Raw genomic sequence first — 14,378 nt, 5'->3', positions numbered from 1 at the left:
TCGGCGCACTGGTCACAGTGGTCACATCAGCCACGGAGACAGGGGAATGTGGCCGTCGCAAACGCGCTAGCACCGGTGCTGGCGGGTTCCCAACTCGACCATCGAAGCCCCAGCCGGTCTCGGTGCGACAGACGTGCCCCCGGGCGCCGATGGCGGCGCCGTTTCAGCGTTCGACAAACCCCTCGAACCGCTCCTGCGGCGGCGACCAGTCGGCGACCACCTTGTCCACGTGGCCCGGCCGCGACGGCCACGACTCGGCGCCTTCCAGCAGTTCCAGCAGCTTCTCACCGGCGTCGCGCGGCCCCTGCGCGACCACCAGAACGCGACCGTCGGCCTGGTTGGCCGCATAACCGCTAAGGCCCAGCTCGAGGGCGCGGCTGCGCGTCCACCAGCGGAAGCCGACGCCCTGGACCTTCCCGTGCACCCAGGCGGTGAGCCTGACGTCACGATCCGACATCGTCCACCTCGAACTTGACCTCCGTGCCGGACTTGAGCGTGCGCCCGACGGTGCAGACCTGATCGATGGCCCGGTTGACCACGACCAGCAAGCGCTCCCTCTCCTCGTCGGCCAGGTTCGACAGATCCAGTTCCAGGGTCTCCTCGAGCAGCGGGTAGCGCTCCTGCTCGCGGTCGGCGGCACCGAAGACCTTGATGACCGCCTTGTAGTCGTCGCCCAGCCGGCGGCCCAGCGGCAGGTCGCTGGACATCCCGCTGCACGCCGCGAGCGCGATCTTGAGCAGCTCACCGGGCGTGAACACGCCGTCGACGTCCTCGGAACCGATCAGCACCTGCGCCCCGCGCGAGCTGTACCCGGTGTAGCGGCGAGTTCCGGTGCGTTCCACCCATAGTTCGGCCATGGCTCATTTCTACCGGGCGAGGCGAACCCGGGCGCGCGGGCATACTGCTTGGCATGGCCACCGTGGTCGCTTTCCACGCCCACCCGGACGACGAGGTCGTGCTCACCGGCGGCACCCTGGCGCGGGCGGCCGCGGCCGGGCACCGGGTGGTCGTGGTCACGGCCACCGACGGGCGCGTCCACAACGAGGACGAGAACCACCGCCTCGACGAATTACGCCGAAGCGCAAGGATTCTCGGGGCGCACCGGGTGGAGTGCCTCGGGTACGCCGACAGCGGCTACGGCCCCCTGTTCTATCCGGACCCACCCGGGCGCACCCGGTTCGGGCGGGCCGATCTTGACGAGGCCGCCGCGCGGCTGGCCGGCATCCTGCGCGACGAACGCGCCGACCTGCTGCTCAGCTACCAGCCCAACGGCGGCTACGGCCACCGCGACCACGTCCAGGTGCATCACGTCGGCAAGCGGGCTGCCGAACTCGCCGCCACCCCGCGGGTGCTCGAGGTGACGATGCCGCGCGAAATGCTGCTCCGCGTCAGCGATGTCGCGCACCTGCTGCGGCTACCCGGACCATACGAGCGCAACATCGTCCGTGGCGCGTACGCGCCACGGGCCACCATCACCCACCGGGTCAACGTCTTTGGATTCGCGCGCCAGAAGCGCGACGCATTCGCCGCGCACCGCTCCCAAATCGGCGCTTCCGGCCCGGCCGCGCGGGTGTTCGGCCTGCTACTCCGGTTGCCGCCGCAGGTGTTCGGCGCGCTGTTCAGCCACGAGTGGTTCGTCGACCCGGCGCTGCCCACCGGGACGCTGCACCGCGACATCTTCGATTGAGCGGCAGTTCAAACACGCGGTCGCGGTTGACATTTCGGGCAGTAGAACGAGGAGCGGTTCATGAACTTCTCCCGGCGCATCACCGCCCCGCAACGACGGCAGGCTTCGCCCTCGCGGCCGTAGGCGTCCAGCGATCGGTCGAAGTATCCGGACTCGCCGTTGACGTTGACGTACAGCGAATCGAACGAGGTCCCGCCTTGGGCCAGCGCATCGCGCATCACCTCGGCGGCCGCGTCGAGCACCGCGGTCAGCTGCTTGCGGCTCAGCGTGTCGGCGATCCGGGCGCCGTTCACCTTGGCCCGCCACAGCGCCTCGTCGGCGTAGATGTTGCCGATGCCGGACACCACCTGCTGATCGAGAAGCTGCCGTTTGATCTCGGAGTGCTTGCGCCGCAACACTTTCACTACCGCATCCGCATCGAAGCGGGGGTCCAGCGGGTCACGCGCCAGATGTGCGACGGGCTCCGGCACCACGCTGCCGTCCACCTCCACCAGATCGGCCAGCATCCACCCACCGAAGGTGCGCTGATCGGCGAAGCTCAGCACGGTCCCGTCGTCGAGCAGCGCGGAGATCCGGACGTGGTCGGCGCGCGGCACCTCGCCCAGCAGCATCTGTCCACTCATGCCGAGGTGCACCACCAGCGCCGTATCCGATTCCTGCCCAGCGGGTTCCGTGTCGAGCAGCAGCCACAGGTACTTGCCGCGCCGATCGGTGCCGGTGATCCGCGCGTTCAGCAGCCGGACGGTGAGGTCCGCGGGCCCGGCTTCGTGGCGGCGCACCGCGCGCGGGTGATGCACGCGCACGGCCGTCATCGTCTTGCCGACGACGTGGGCGTGCAGGCCGCGGCGCACCACCTCGACTTCGGGCAGTTCGGGCATCTAGACGCTGGTTTTCCCCGCCGGGTCCAGCACGTCGAGCGTCTTCCAGGTGGCCGCCGCGGCCTTCTGCTCGGCTTCCTTCTTGGAGCGGCCCACGCCCGTGCCGTATTCGGTCTCCGCGAGCACCACGACCGCGGTGAATTCCTTGTCGTGGTCGGGCCCGGTGGAGGTGACGACGTAGGAGGGCGCGCCCATGCCGCGGGCCGCGGTCAATTCCTGCAGGCTGGTCTTCCAGTCCAGACCGGCGCCCAGCGTGGGCGCGGCGTCGAGCAGCGGGCCGAACAACCGCAGAATCACCTTGCGCGCGACGTCGATGCCGTGATCGAGGTAGATCGCGCCCAGCAGCGATTCCATGCCATCGGCCAGGATGCTCGATTTGTCGGCGCCGCCGGTGTTCGCCTCGCCGCGCCCCAGCATCAGGTGAACGCCGAGGCCCCCCTCGCACAGCTTGCGCGCAACATCGGCCAGCGCCTGGGTGTTGACCACGCTCGCCCGCAGTTTGGCCAAGTCCCCCTCGGTGCGGTCGGGGTGCCGGTGGTACAGCTCGTCGGTGATGGTCAGGCCCAGCACGGCGTCGCCCAGAAATTCCAGGCGTTCGTTGGTCGGCAGGCCACCGTGTTCGTAGGCGTAGCTGCGATGCGTGAGCGCCAGGGACAGCAGTTCCTCGGACAGCTCCACCCCGAGGGCGTCGAGCAGCAGTTGCCGTGAACTCACCGCTCACCCCGCGGCTCGTCCGACTCCGCGGTGAACATGCCGGCCAGCTTCGCCCAGCGCGGGTCGATGCGGTCGTGCTGATGATCCGGCTCGGCGGCCAGCGAAACACCGCATTCGGGGCACAGCCCCGGGCAGTCCGGCGTGCACACGGGCGAGAACGGAAGTTCCAGGCCCACCGCGTCGACGATGGATTGCTCGAGGTCGATGGTGTCGTCGACGATGTGGCCCACCTCGTCTTCCTCGGTGGTCGCCTCGGTGGTGCTGTCCGGGTAGGCGAACAGCTCGGTGAGCCGTACCTGCACCTGCCCCTCGAGTTGGGTCAGGCAGCGCGAACACTCGCCGGCGGTGGGCGCGGTCACCGTCCCGGTGACCAGGACGCCCTCGGAGACCGATTGGATCTGCAAGTCCAGCTCGAGCGGCGCGCCCGCCTCGATCGCGATCATGTCCAGCCCGATGCGCGACGGACTGGGCACGGTTTTCCGCAAGGTCACCATCGCCCCGGGGCGGCGCCCGAGCCGGCTGATGTCGAACGCCATCGGCGCGGCCAGGCGTGACCGAGTCGATGGTGTGCTGTGCTGCCGCGTCATAACAGGAAATCCTACGGCGCTGACCGCATATTTCCAGGGCGCGCCCGCCCGGCGAACCGCCGCGAAGGGCTAACGGACCGCGTAGTCGTGGGTCCCGGCCGCGGTCCGCAGTTGGTGGCGTCCGCGCCCCACCGACCGCAGCGTGCCGTTGAGGAACTCCTCGAACTCGGCGAGCTTGTTGTCGACGTAGATGTCGCATTCGCCGCGCAGCCGGTCTGCCTCGGCGTGCGCCGAGTCGATGAGCCGGGTGGCTTCGGCGTTGGCCGCCTCCACCACGCTGTTCTGCGAGACCAGGCGCTGTTGCTCCTTGATGCCCTCCTGCACGGCCTTCTCGTAGGAGATGTTGCCGTTTTCCAGCAGCCGGTCGGCTTCGGCCTGGGCGCGGCCGACGCTCGCCTCGTACTCGCGCTTGGCCGCCGTGGCGATGCGCACCGACTCTTCGCGGGCCTCGGCGACCATCCGCTCGCTGTGCTGACGCGCTTCGCTCACCATGCGGTCGGCCTGCGCCTTGGCGTCGGACAACAGCCGGTCGGCCTCCGAGCGGGCGTGGTTGAGCATCGACTCGGACTCGGTGGTCGCCGAGGACACCATGGACTCGGAGTGCGCCTTGGCGTCCTGCAGCATGGAGTCGCGTGCATCCAGGACGTCCTGGGCGTCATCCAGCTCGCCCGGGATCGCATCCTTGATGTCGTCGATCAACTCCAGCACGTCGCCGCGAGGCACCACGCAGCCGGCCGTCATCGGAACGCCACGGGCTTCTTCCACGATGGCGCTGAGTTCGTCCAGCGCCTCAAAGACTCGATACACGGCCATACCCTCCTGGCGTCTGCCAAAATCCTGTTGTTACTAGTGTGCCTGGTGATGCCGCTGTGACTGCGGTGGCGACACCGGTGTGTCGGGTATTCGCCCGTTCGGGGCCCCTCAAACGCCCTCGTCCGGCGTTTCCCGTCCGGCGGTGGTAACTCAGTGTCATCGCAGAAGCGCCCGTTCACGCTGTTAGCGCGGCCACGACGACCGCGCGGGGTGGTTCATTTATCTTCGTTGCCGGGTCCCGGCTATTTGCCAGCGAGTCTAGGTCGCGAGCGGCGGGGGCACTATCCGAGCCTTCATCGCCGAGCCGGGCACGCGGCGTCGAGCGCCTTCAATTCGGCGAGCAGCTTGCCGATGATGTCGGCATAGGAGCCCCGGCGCTGTTGTTGGGATGGCGCCTGCGCATCGACCGGGTCGGCCCGCGCGGCTCGGACCACTGCCACGGCCTGATCGGACAGATCGCCGACGCTGCGCACGTGGGGCGCGACGTCGGGGGCCGAAACGCTCGCCGCGTAATCCCGGAGTCGCCGGCTCCACTCCTGGTAGTCGCCCAGACCGGGCCCGCCGCTGTCCGCGGAGATGAAGGCCGGGTCGAGCATGTCGCGACGCGCGATCACGAACCGCTCCATGTCGGCGACGGCGCGGCAATCGGCCGGCGGGCGGTGAGCCAGGTACACCGTCGCCAACGCCCCGGTGACCACCAGCACCATGCCGGTGACCAGCACCACGGACGGCCGCCACTGGTCGCGTGGGCGGCGGGTGTCACGCCGCACCGCGGCGAGAGCGGCGACCCCATCCGGGGTACGCTCTAATACGCTCTGCAACAACGCAACTCGACGCTCGACGCGGCGCGCAACGAACCAGCTACGGAATCCGGTGATGCCGACCAACACGGTCAACGTGCCCTGCAGCACGGTCTGGCGAGTGGCGTTCGTGGAGACGCCCCCGACGGTGAGCAGCAGCCAGCCGGCGAACAGCAGGCCGTACGTGACGGCGATGCGGTTCGGCGTCGACCGGCCGTGCCCGAGCCGGATGGCGCCGATGCGCAGCGCCGCCGCCACGACGGCCGTGCCGGCAGGCACCTCGCCACGCAGGCTCGCCCGGATCGCCCGCGATCGCTCGGCACGGTCAAGGCCGCGCGTGGCCGCCCGATACTCGCGGGAGGCCCGCCGGGTGGACACCGCCATCAGTGCGGCGAAAAAGACGGCGGCACCGCCGACAAACAGCAGCCGCCAGGGCCAGCGCATCCCGGCCATCAGGTGCGGCGCGGCAAACGGGGCGATCAGGCCGAAGCAGACGACGGCGACGCACAACTGCACCAGCCACCGCTGCCACCACGGCGCACCGAGCAGTCGGATCCACACGGGGTGGAGTCTTGCAAAAACGGCGACGTTTCGCCCGTCACCTATACCCCCGAGGGGTATACTCCGCACTGGGGTCCGGCGGCCCCCGAAACGACTCGTTTCCCGCAGGAGGACACAGTGACGGTGCTATCAGCGGTCGGGCACGCCCTGACGCTCGCGGGCTCGATGACATGGGAAATCCTGTGGGCGCTGATCCTGGGCTTCGCCCTCTCGGCGGTGGTGCAAGCCGTGGTGCGCCGCTCCACGATCGTGGCGCTGATGGGCGACGACCGCCCGCGCACGCTGGCGATCTCGGCCGGCCTGGGTGCGGCGTCGTCGTCGTGCTCGTACGCGGCGGTGGCGTTGGCGCGGTCCCTGTTCCGCAAGGGCGCCGACTTCACCGCCGCGATGGCGTTCGAAATCGGCTCCACCAACCTGGTGGTGGAGTTGGGCATCATCCTGGCGCTGCTGATGGGCTGGCAGTTCACCGCCGCCGAGTTCGTCGGCGGGCCGCTGATGATCGTGGTGCTGGCCGTGTTGTTCCGGCTGTTCGTGCGGTCACGGCTCGTCGACGCCGCCCGCGAGCAGGCCGAGCGGGGAATCGCCGGCTCGATGGAAGGCCACGCCGCCATGGACATGTCCATCCAGGGGGAAGGCTCGTTCTGGCGACGGCTGTTCTCCCCCGCGGGCCTGACGTCGGTCTCGCACGTATTCGTGATGGAGTGGCTGGCGATCCTGCGCGACCTCGTCCTGGGCCTGCTGATCGCGGGCGCCGTGGGGGCCTGGGTCCCCGAAAAGTTTTGGCAGGTCTTCTTTTTGGCCGATCACCCGGGCCTCTCGGCGTTATGGGGACCGATCGTGGGGCCCATCGTGGCGATCGTGTCCTTCGTGTGCTCCATCGGCAATGTCCCGCTGGCAGCGGTGCTGTGGAACGGCGGCATCAGCTTCGGCGGCGTCATCGCATTCATCTACGCGGACCTGCTGATCCTTCCGATCCTCAACATCTACCGCAAGTACTACGGCACCAAGATGATGCTGACGCTGCTGGGTACCTTCTACGCCGCGATGGTCGCCGCCGGGTATCTGGTCGAATTGATCTTCGGCACAACCCATCTCATTCCCACTCAGCGCAACGCGACGGTGATCGAGGCGTCGATCTCGTGGAACTACACGACCTGGCTCAACATCGCGTTCCTGGCGCTCGCGGCCATCCTGGTCGCCCGGTTCGTCACCTCCGGGGGCCTGCCGATGGTGCGCATGATGGGCGGCTCGCCCGGCGCCGGCGAATCCGAACATCACCACTGACCGGCGTCAGGCTTCCGGCAACCGCACGTCCAGCACCGCGCAACGCCCCTGTTCGGCCTCGGCGAGTGCCCATTTGACGGCATCGCTCATCTCCGCCGGCGTGTGCACGCTGCGTCCGCTGCCGCCACACGCCTTGGCGAGGGCGGCGTAGTCGGTGTCCGGGGTGAGCCGCGTTTCGCCGAAGTCGTTCTCCCGCACGGACACTCCGTCCGGGTACAGCCCCATCACCGGCAGTTTGGAGGCCAGGTAAGACCGGTTGTTCAAGACGACCGTCACGAACGGCGCGCCGTGGCGATGTGCCGACCACAACGCGGCGGTGGGCACGCCGAAGTGAAACGATCCGTCACCGCAGATGGCGACGACGGGCGCCTCCGGCCGGGCGAGTTTGACCCCGAAGGCGCCGCCGAGCGCCCAGCCCAAAGCCGGTGCGCCCGTGTCGAACAGGTGCCCGGGCGCCCGGCGCACCTGCCGCGCCACGGCGGCCCGGTTGGTCACAGCCTCCTGGACCACGACCGCGTCGTCGGGTAGGGCGCCGGCCAGCGCGGCCAGCATCGCATCGGGGAGATCCGCCGGCCGGTCGGAGGCGGCGCGGCGGATCGCGTCGCGGCCGCGTTCGGCGGTCTCGGCCTCCGCCGCCTGCCGGCGCGCGGCCCACTTCTCCCGCAGCTCGTCGTTGGCCAGCCGCAACAGTGTCTGCTCGAGCAGCAGCAACGCCACGCGGGTGTCGGCGGTCAATGCGACCTCGACCGGATACGACCACAGCGGCATGCTCGGCTTGACCGGATCCCCGTCGATCTGCACCACCCGCGCGTCCGCGGGCGGGCCAGTTCCGACGGCACCCAGGGCACCTCGGAGTCCAGCAGCAGCACCGTGTCGGCACTCTCCAGCGGCGTGGCGTCGCCCACCACGTGCAGCGGATGCCCCGGCGGCAGGTTGGCGCGGTCGCCCTGATCGATCACCGGCGCTCCGAGCAGCTCGGCGATGCGGCCCAGCACGGTCGCGGTCCCCGGGTCGGCGGCCGTGCGGGCCGTGACGATGACGACCCGCTTGCCCGCCACCAGGATTCCCGCCAACCGTCCGAGGGCGCCCGGGTCCGGGCCGGGGGGTACGGCCGGCTGCAGCCGGCGCGGCAACGCACCGGCGCCGGGCTCCATCAAGGCTTCTCGCGGCAGCATCACGTACGCGGGACCGGACGGGCAGGATTGGACGACCTGGAATGCCCGGCGCACGATCGGGGCCAGCTCGCGGCCGCGCGGCACCTCCATGTGCCACTTGGCGTAGTTGCGCACCACGCCCGGCTGGTCGAGTTGCTCCTGCTGCCAATGGATGTAGGTATCGCGATGACCGCGCACCTGCGGCGCCGAACTGTACGGAGTGCGCCCGGCGAACATCACCACCGGAGTTCCGTTGCGCTGCGCGTTGTGTAGCTGGCAGCCCAGATTCAGCGTCCCGGCGTCGACGTGCACCATGATCGCCTGCGGGCGGCCACTGGCCATGTGGTGGCCGATGGCGGCCGCCAGGGCGATGCTCTCGTGCACGCACAACACCGCCTGCGGGCTCGGCGTGCCGGCGGCGCGCGCCGCCGCCAGCGCCTCCTGGATCGGCGCGGAATCCGTTCCGGGGTTGATGAAGAAGTGCGTGACTCCCTCGTCGGCGAGCAGCGCGACCAGATCGGCCGCGGCCTCGGGTACGTCGAACAGATTGTCTACCATCATGGCTGCCGTTCTCCTATCGACGTCGGCGACCTCGCGTACCCCCTCCTCCGGATCAGACCTTCAAGATACGTTCTGCGTGGGCGTCTGCGATCTTTTCCGGTGGACTGGGTTGCCCGTGGCGCGCTCGAACCCGTCGACCGCCCCTTGCGAGGGACTCACGGCCAATCGACGGAGAACTCGGGTACCCGCTGCGTGCACGAATACTCCAGGCCGTGGCCGGGATCGTCGATCCGATTGCCGCGCCGGGCTTCCGGCGTCGGGCAGCCGGGTCAGGACTTATCCGAAAGCCTTTGGCGCAGGCGACGATTCACCGGTTCGGGCAGCAGTTCTGACACGTCACCACCGAGCATCGCGACCTCTTTGGCCAGCGAGGACGACACGAACGAGTAGCGCGGGGCGGTGGCGACGAAAAAGGTGTCCACGCCCGCGACGTGCCTGTTCATCTGCGCCATCTGCAACTCGTATTCGAAGTCGGTGCCGGTGCGCAGCCCCTTGACGATGGCGGTCATGCCGCGCGACCGGACGAAGTCCACCACCAGACCCTGCCCGGCTTCCACCCGCAGGTTGGGCAGGTGCGTCGTCGATTCGTTGATCATCGCGATCCGCTCGTCCAGATCGAACATGCCCTTCTTGGCGGGGTTGGTCAGGATCGCCACCACCACCTCGTCGAACTGAGCCGCCGCGCGCTCGAAGACGTCGATGTGACCCAACGTCACCGGGTCGAACGAACCGGGACACACCGCGCCGCTCATGCGGGCGCTCCGGGGTGAACGGGTCGTCTCGCCATGACGCGCGCCGAGACGACGCAGTGCGAAGCGATGCTGAGGGGCGGCGCCATGACGAATGACGGTACACGCCGACCTCACTGACGCTCGGCCAGCTCCAGACGGGTGTCGCCGTAAACCCGCTGCGGCCACACGGACCACCCGGCAGGCCAATCCAGCGGCGCTGCGCCGGTCGCCCGCTCCACCACCGCGACGCTGCCCCCGTGCACCCAGCCGTGCGCGGCCAAGGCCGCCAGCACGGCCTCGACCTCCGCGGTGTCGATGCCGTAGGGCGGGTCGGCCAGCACCAGATCGAACGCGGCCGTGGCGCCGGCCGACAGCACGGCCGCCACCGCTCCCCGGCGCAGCGTCGCGCCAGGCAGGCGCAGCGTTTCGATGTTGCGGGCGATGACCAATGCGGCGCGCGGGTCGGATTCCACGAAGAGTGCGGCGGCGGCGCCGCGGGACAGCGCCTCCAATCCCAGCGCGCCCGAGCCGGCGTAGAGGTCCAGCACGCTGAGCCCGGTCAGCTCCAGGCGCGCTGTCAGGATGTTGAACAGCGACTCGCGGACCCGGTCGGTGGTGGGCCTGGTGCCGCGCGGCGGGACCGCGATGCGGCGGCCCCCCGCCGCGCCGCCAATGATCCGGGTCACCTGCAGCTACCTACAGCAGCCTCGACCAGTAGTCCCAGAACCGCGCCATGATCAGCAGGAACACCGCGGTGAACCAGAGCGCGGCAATCGACCATCGCCATTGGAAGAGCACCCACGCCGGGCCGGTCTGGCGGTCTTGCAGCGCCGGGCGCCACGCGATCGAGGCGACCACCACCAGCAGCGACATGGTGACCGCCCAGACCACCATGCAGTACGGGCACAACGCGTTGATGCGGTACAGGCTCTGGAAGATCAACCAGTGCACGAACACCGCACCGACCGCCACCCCGGCCGTCAGTCCCACCCAATACCATTGCGGCAGAGTCACTTTCGTCAGCGCCAGTAACCCCGTGACGACCACCACGGTGAAGGCCACCAGGCCCAGCAGCGGGTTGGGGAAGCCGAACAGCGACGCCTGCGGCGTGATCATCACCGAGCCGCAGGACAGGATCGGGTTGATGTTGCAGGACGGCACGTACGACGGGTTGAGCAGGATGTCGATCTTCTCGACCGTCAGCGTCATCGACGCCGCCAGGCCGATCAGGCCGGCGATCAGCACCCACCAGGCGCTGAGCGCCGGCACCTGCGGCGCGCGCGACGTATCCGGACTCAGGTCGGCGGCTGCTGTGGACACCGCACCGGTCACATGGCCGCCGGCGCGACCGCGCCGTCGATGCCCGGGATGTTGCCCACGATCTCTTTGATCTTGTTGACCAGCGCGTCGGGCGTCGACGGGTCGTAGTCGTCACCGTTGATTTTGATGGTCGGTGTCGCGTTGATGTGCCCGGCCGCCGCCTCGCCGGTGACCTTTGACAGGTACTTGCCGCTGTTGATGCAGTCCGGCACCTTGCCGGCCGCCCCGGCCTCGCGGGCGAGTTCGATCAATCGCGCGTTGTCGGGGAAGGTCTTGCCGGTTTCGCTCGGCTGAATGTCGGTGCTGAACAGCGCGGAGTGGAAACGCCGGAACGCGTCCTGGGATTCGTCTGCGACGCACAGGGCCGCGGCCCCCGCGCGCGAGGAGTAGTTCTGGTTCCGCGAGCTGTCGAGGATCGACACCATGTTGTAATCGGCGGCGATGGCGCCGAGGTCGATCAGCCGCGAGACCGTCGGCCCGAAGGTGCGCTCGAAGTTGCCGCACGCCGGGCACAGGAAGTCCTCGTAGAACGTCACCACGGCCTTGGGGTTGCTGCTGCCCGGCTGGGTGACCAGCTTGCTCGACGTGACGCGGACCGTGTCGCCGGCGCCGGTGGGGCCGGTCTTCTTGTGGTGCGACGTCACGATGTAGAAGACGAGGGCGACCGCGAAGATCACCACGAATGCGGTGCCGCCGATCTGGACGAGCCGGCTCGACCTACCGCCGGAGGCCGACTTCATGTCGAATCGCGGGGGACGTTTGGGTTTGTCGGCCACGGGTTCCCTGATCTTTCGGTACGAGTTGTCGGTCTGCCCGGCTGCGGACAAAGCGATCGGACAAAGCGCCTCTAGATTACCGGCGGCGGCCGGCCAAGGGATCAGGCCCGGCTCAGGTGGGCGCGCAGCGCCGAAATCAGCTCGCTGGTCGCGACCATGCTGTCACCACCCAGCTGGAACAAATTGGCGAAGCCATGGGTCAGCGAACCCAGGTAGCGCAGGTCCACCGCCACCCCCGCGGCCCGCAGCGCCTCGGCGTAGCTCTCGCCCTCGTCGCGCAGCGGATCGAAGCCGGCGACCGCGATCAGCGCGGGGGCCAGCCCGGTCAGCGATTCGGCCAGCGCCGGGGACACCCGCGGGTCGGTGCGGTCGAGCTCCGAACGCCGCAGATACTGCGATTCGAACCAGTCGATGTCCCGCTTGGTCAGCAGGAAGCCGCGCGAGAACAACGTCAGCGACCGGTTCTTGGCGGTGAAGTCGGTGCGCGGATAGATCAGCCATTGCAGCACCGGCGCCGGGGCGCCCTCGTCGCGCGCCAGCTGGCTGACGACCGCGGCCAGGTTGCCACCGGCGCTGTCACCGCCGACCGCGACCCGTCCCGGCGTCGCGCCGAGTTCGCCGGCGTGCCGGCAGGCCCAGGTGTAGGCCGCATAGGCGTCGTCGATCGCTGCCGGCGCCGGGTGCTCGGGCGCCAGGCGGTAGTCGACCGACAGCACGTGGATGCCGGCGTCACGGCAGGTCAACCGGCACAGGGCGTCGTGCGTGTCCAGGTCGCCGATCGACCAGCCCCCACCGTGATAGAAGACCAGCAGCGGCGCCTCCTCGCCGCCGGCCGGACGGTAGTGCCGCGCCGGGATGTCGCCGGCCGGACCGGGCAGCGACAGCTCGTCGACGTCGACGTGGATCTGGGGGCCGGGGAATCCGACGGTGGACTCGCGCATCTGCGCGCGCGACGCCTGCGGGTCGTCGTCCACGACCAGGCCGTCGATGCCGACGGCGCGCAGGCCCGACAGCATCAGCTGCAGCGTCGGATCCAGCGTGTTGCCGTCGATGATGACCGAACGGCCGCGGACCAGGCCCCGACGGATGGCGGTCGGGATCCACGGGATGACCTTGGCCCCGACGTTGGTGACGGCGCCCTGGATGCGACTGGCGAGCGGCACCGAGGCGCGGGCGGCGCCCACCTCGAGCTCCGGTGCGCCTGACAGAGGCCTGGTCATGGGCAACCCCCTTACAACAACACGTGCTGACGCTCGACGACGAACGGTCATTCGGTTACCGCTACCCATCGCCTCGAGGCTTACCGGCCCCGGCGGCCACCAAACAGGCGGTCGGCGCGGCATTCTGTCACCGGCATATCGACATCGCCACGGCCGCCGATTCCGGTGTGCCGCGGGACTCACTGTACGGGGTGGCGTACTCGGTGCAGAAGGCACGGATAGACACCTGCCCAGGTGTTGATCAGGTTGCATTTTCCGACTCGGTAATATCGTGATCCCCAAGCCGGTGAGCTTTCATCGCACCGCGAGCAACTTCGACGTGTTCGATATCGAACTGAGCGCCTCGAACTCGGCGCCGAACGGCGTTGATCTCTCGCGCGATGACGGAACCCGGCTCGGTGCACAATCTCGAACCTTCAATTTCACAGGCAGGTGAATGAATTGGCCGGCGAGTCGGGCTCCGCCTTACCCTCAATTGCTCTCAACGACGAAAACACGATTCCGGCCCTTGGTCTCGGCGTCGCGGAATTGTCGGACGACGAGACCGAACGCGCGGTGTCGGCGGCGCTGGAAGTGGGCTGCCGGTTGATCGACACCGCCGCGGTCTACGGGAACGAGGCCGCCGTCGGGCGCGCGATCGCCGCGTCCGGCATTCCTCGCGCGGAGCTGTTCGTCACCACCAAGCTGGCCACCGCCGACCAGGGTTTCCAGAAAGCGATGGACGCCTGCAGCGCCAGTCTGGAGCGCCTCGGCCTGGACTACGTCGACCTCTACCTGATCCACTGGCCGGCCGCGGCCCTGGGCACCTACGTGAACTCCTTCGGCGGGATGATTCAATCCCGCGGGAACGGTCAGGCCCGCTCGATCGGCGTCTCGAACTTCACCGACGAGTACCTGACGACGGTCATCGACCTCACGTTCGTCACGCCGGCGGTCAACCAGATCGAGCTGCACCCGCTGCTCAACCAGGCGGCGCTGCGCAAGACCAACGCCGAACACAACGTCCTCACTCAGTCCTACACGCCGCTGGCGTTGGGCAAGCTGAACGACAACCCGACGGTCAATTCGGTCGCCGGCGAGTACGGCAAGACCGCCTCGCAGGTGCTGCTGCGGTGGAACCTGCAGCTGGGCAACGCGGTCGTCTTCCGGTCGGCCAACGCCGAGCACATCGCCTCCAACCTGGACGTGTTCGACTTCGAGCTGGCCGACGAGCACATGGACGCCATCAACGGGCTCAACGACGGCACTCGGCTGCGACCCGACCCCGAGACTTACGAAGGCGCCTAAGCGGG

17 protein-coding genes and 1 pseudogene are annotated in these 14,378 nt (G+C 68.9%); 5 read left to right on the top strand and 13 right to left on the bottom strand.

All coding sequences use genetic code 11. The features are described from left to right. Positions 1-163 precede the first annotated feature (163 nt). Positions 164-457, bottom strand: a complete 294-nt coding sequence (locus tag B9D87_RS00635) for an acylphosphatase (RefSeq protein WP_007775401.1) — start codon at positions 455-457, stop codon at positions 164-166. Further along, on the bottom strand, positions 444-857 hold the full coding sequence (locus tag B9D87_RS00630) for an OsmC family protein (protein WP_007775403.1): 414 nt from the start codon (positions 855-857) through the stop codon (positions 444-446). Before B9D87_RS00630 ends, B9D87_RS00635 begins: the two co-directional genes overlap by 14 nt. A gap of 53 nt (positions 858-910) precedes the next feature. On the opposite strand from B9D87_RS00630, the gene B9D87_RS00625 reads away from it, so the two are divergent. Further along, positions 911-1,687 carry a PIG-L deacetylase family protein gene (locus B9D87_RS00625; RefSeq protein WP_007775405.1) on the top strand — a complete coding sequence of 259 codons (777 nt, stop codon included), beginning with the start codon at positions 911-913 and terminating at the stop codon, positions 1,685-1,687. An 8-nt stretch (positions 1,688-1,695) separates the two neighbouring features. Here the strand turns inward: B9D87_RS00625 and mutM are convergent, their stop codons facing one another. The 5 genes from mutM to B9D87_RS00600 form a co-directional block, all read right to left on the bottom strand. Further along, complete coding sequence (gene mutM, locus B9D87_RS00620) at positions 1,696-2,565, bottom strand: DNA-formamidopyrimidine glycosylase (RefSeq protein WP_007775407.1); 870 nt, start codon at positions 2,563-2,565, stop codon at positions 1,696-1,698. Continuing rightward, positions 2,566-3,279 carry a ribonuclease III gene (rnc, locus tag B9D87_RS00615; protein ID WP_007775408.1) on the bottom strand — a complete coding sequence of 238 codons (714 nt, stop codon included), beginning with the start codon at positions 3,277-3,279 and terminating at the stop codon, positions 2,566-2,568. Further along, the gene (locus B9D87_RS00610; protein ID WP_007775412.1) at positions 3,276-3,866 is read right to left on the bottom strand and encodes a YceD family protein; all 591 of its coding nucleotides are present in this window, start codon (positions 3,864-3,866) and stop codon (positions 3,276-3,278) included. Before B9D87_RS00610 ends, rnc begins: the two co-directional genes overlap by 4 nt. Before the next feature lie 69 nt (positions 3,867-3,935). After that, the gene (gene sepIVA, locus B9D87_RS00605; RefSeq protein WP_007775415.1) at positions 3,936-4,673 is read right to left on the bottom strand and encodes a cell division protein SepIVA; all 738 of its coding nucleotides are present in this window, start codon (positions 4,671-4,673) and stop codon (positions 3,936-3,938) included. A gap of 299 nt (positions 4,674-4,972) precedes the next feature. After that, positions 4,973-6,040, bottom strand: a complete 1,068-nt coding sequence (locus B9D87_RS00600; RefSeq protein ID WP_007775417.1) for a hypothetical protein — start codon at positions 6,038-6,040, stop codon at positions 4,973-4,975. A 165-nt stretch (positions 6,041-6,205) separates the two neighbouring features. On the opposite strand from B9D87_RS00600, the gene B9D87_RS00595 reads away from it, so the two are divergent. Next, a complete protein-coding gene (locus B9D87_RS00595) occupies positions 6,206-7,324 on the top strand; it encodes a permease (RefSeq protein WP_052002578.1) in 1,119 nt (372 codons plus the stop codon). Positions 7,325-7,330: 6 nt separating this feature from the next. Here the strand turns inward: B9D87_RS00595 and B9D87_RS27765 are convergent. The 6 genes and pseudogenes from B9D87_RS27765 to B9D87_RS00565 form a co-directional block, all read right to left on the bottom strand. Then, a pseudogene (locus B9D87_RS27765) lies at positions 7,331-9,039 on the bottom strand (thiamine pyrophosphate-requiring protein). Between the two features lie 269 nt (positions 9,040-9,308). After that, positions 9,309-9,791: a pantetheine-phosphate adenylyltransferase gene (gene coaD / locus B9D87_RS00585; protein WP_007775424.1), complete on the bottom strand. Its 483-nt coding sequence runs from the start codon at positions 9,789-9,791 to the stop codon at positions 9,309-9,311. A gap of 110 nt (positions 9,792-9,901) precedes the next feature. Then, the gene (gene rsmD, locus B9D87_RS00580) at positions 9,902-10,456 is read right to left on the bottom strand and encodes a 16S rRNA (guanine(966)-N(2))-methyltransferase RsmD (RefSeq protein ID WP_007775430.1); all 555 of its coding nucleotides are present in this window, start codon (positions 10,454-10,456) and stop codon (positions 9,902-9,904) included. A gap of 10 nt (positions 10,457-10,466) precedes the next feature. Next, positions 10,467-11,102, bottom strand: coding sequence for a vitamin K epoxide reductase family protein (locus B9D87_RS00575; protein ID WP_007775431.1), 636 nt, complete (start codon positions 11,100-11,102; stop codon positions 10,467-10,469). Then, positions 11,099-11,866, bottom strand: coding sequence for a DsbA family protein (locus B9D87_RS00570; RefSeq protein ID WP_007775432.1), 768 nt, complete (start codon positions 11,864-11,866; stop codon positions 11,099-11,101). Before B9D87_RS00570 ends, B9D87_RS00575 begins: the two co-directional genes overlap by 4 nt. 101 nt (positions 11,867-11,967) lie before the next feature. Beyond that, positions 11,968-13,086: an alpha/beta hydrolase gene (locus B9D87_RS00565; RefSeq protein ID WP_007775433.1), complete on the bottom strand. Its 1,119-nt coding sequence runs from the start codon at positions 13,084-13,086 to the stop codon at positions 11,968-11,970. Between the two features lie 23 nt (positions 13,087-13,109). Between B9D87_RS00565 and B9D87_RS27880 the strand changes: the two genes are divergently transcribed. Genes B9D87_RS27880 through B9D87_RS00560 form a run of 3 tightly spaced genes read left to right on the top strand, consistent with a single transcriptional unit; the run spans position 13,110 to position 14,373 of the window. Then, on the top strand, positions 13,110-13,361 hold the full coding sequence (locus B9D87_RS27880; RefSeq protein WP_157373237.1) for a hypothetical protein: 252 nt from the start codon (positions 13,110-13,112) through the stop codon (positions 13,359-13,361). Beyond that, positions 13,358-13,522 carry a hypothetical protein gene (locus tag B9D87_RS26930; RefSeq protein WP_007775437.1) on the top strand — a complete coding sequence of 55 codons (165 nt, stop codon included), beginning with the start codon at positions 13,358-13,360 and terminating at the stop codon, positions 13,520-13,522. Before B9D87_RS27880 ends, B9D87_RS26930 begins: the two co-directional genes overlap by 4 nt. A gap of 5 nt (positions 13,523-13,527) precedes the next feature. Next, positions 13,528-14,373: an aldo/keto reductase gene (locus B9D87_RS00560; protein WP_007775438.1), complete on the top strand. Its 846-nt coding sequence runs from the start codon at positions 13,528-13,530 to the stop codon at positions 14,371-14,373. Positions 14,374-14,378 lie beyond the last annotated feature (5 nt).

This window comes from Mycobacterium colombiense CECT 3035, from assembly GCF_002105755.1.
GTDB lineage: Bacteria > Actinomycetota > Actinomycetes > Mycobacteriales > Mycobacteriaceae > Mycobacterium > Mycobacterium colombiense.
This window is presented reverse-complemented; position numbering and strand designations above follow the sequence as displayed.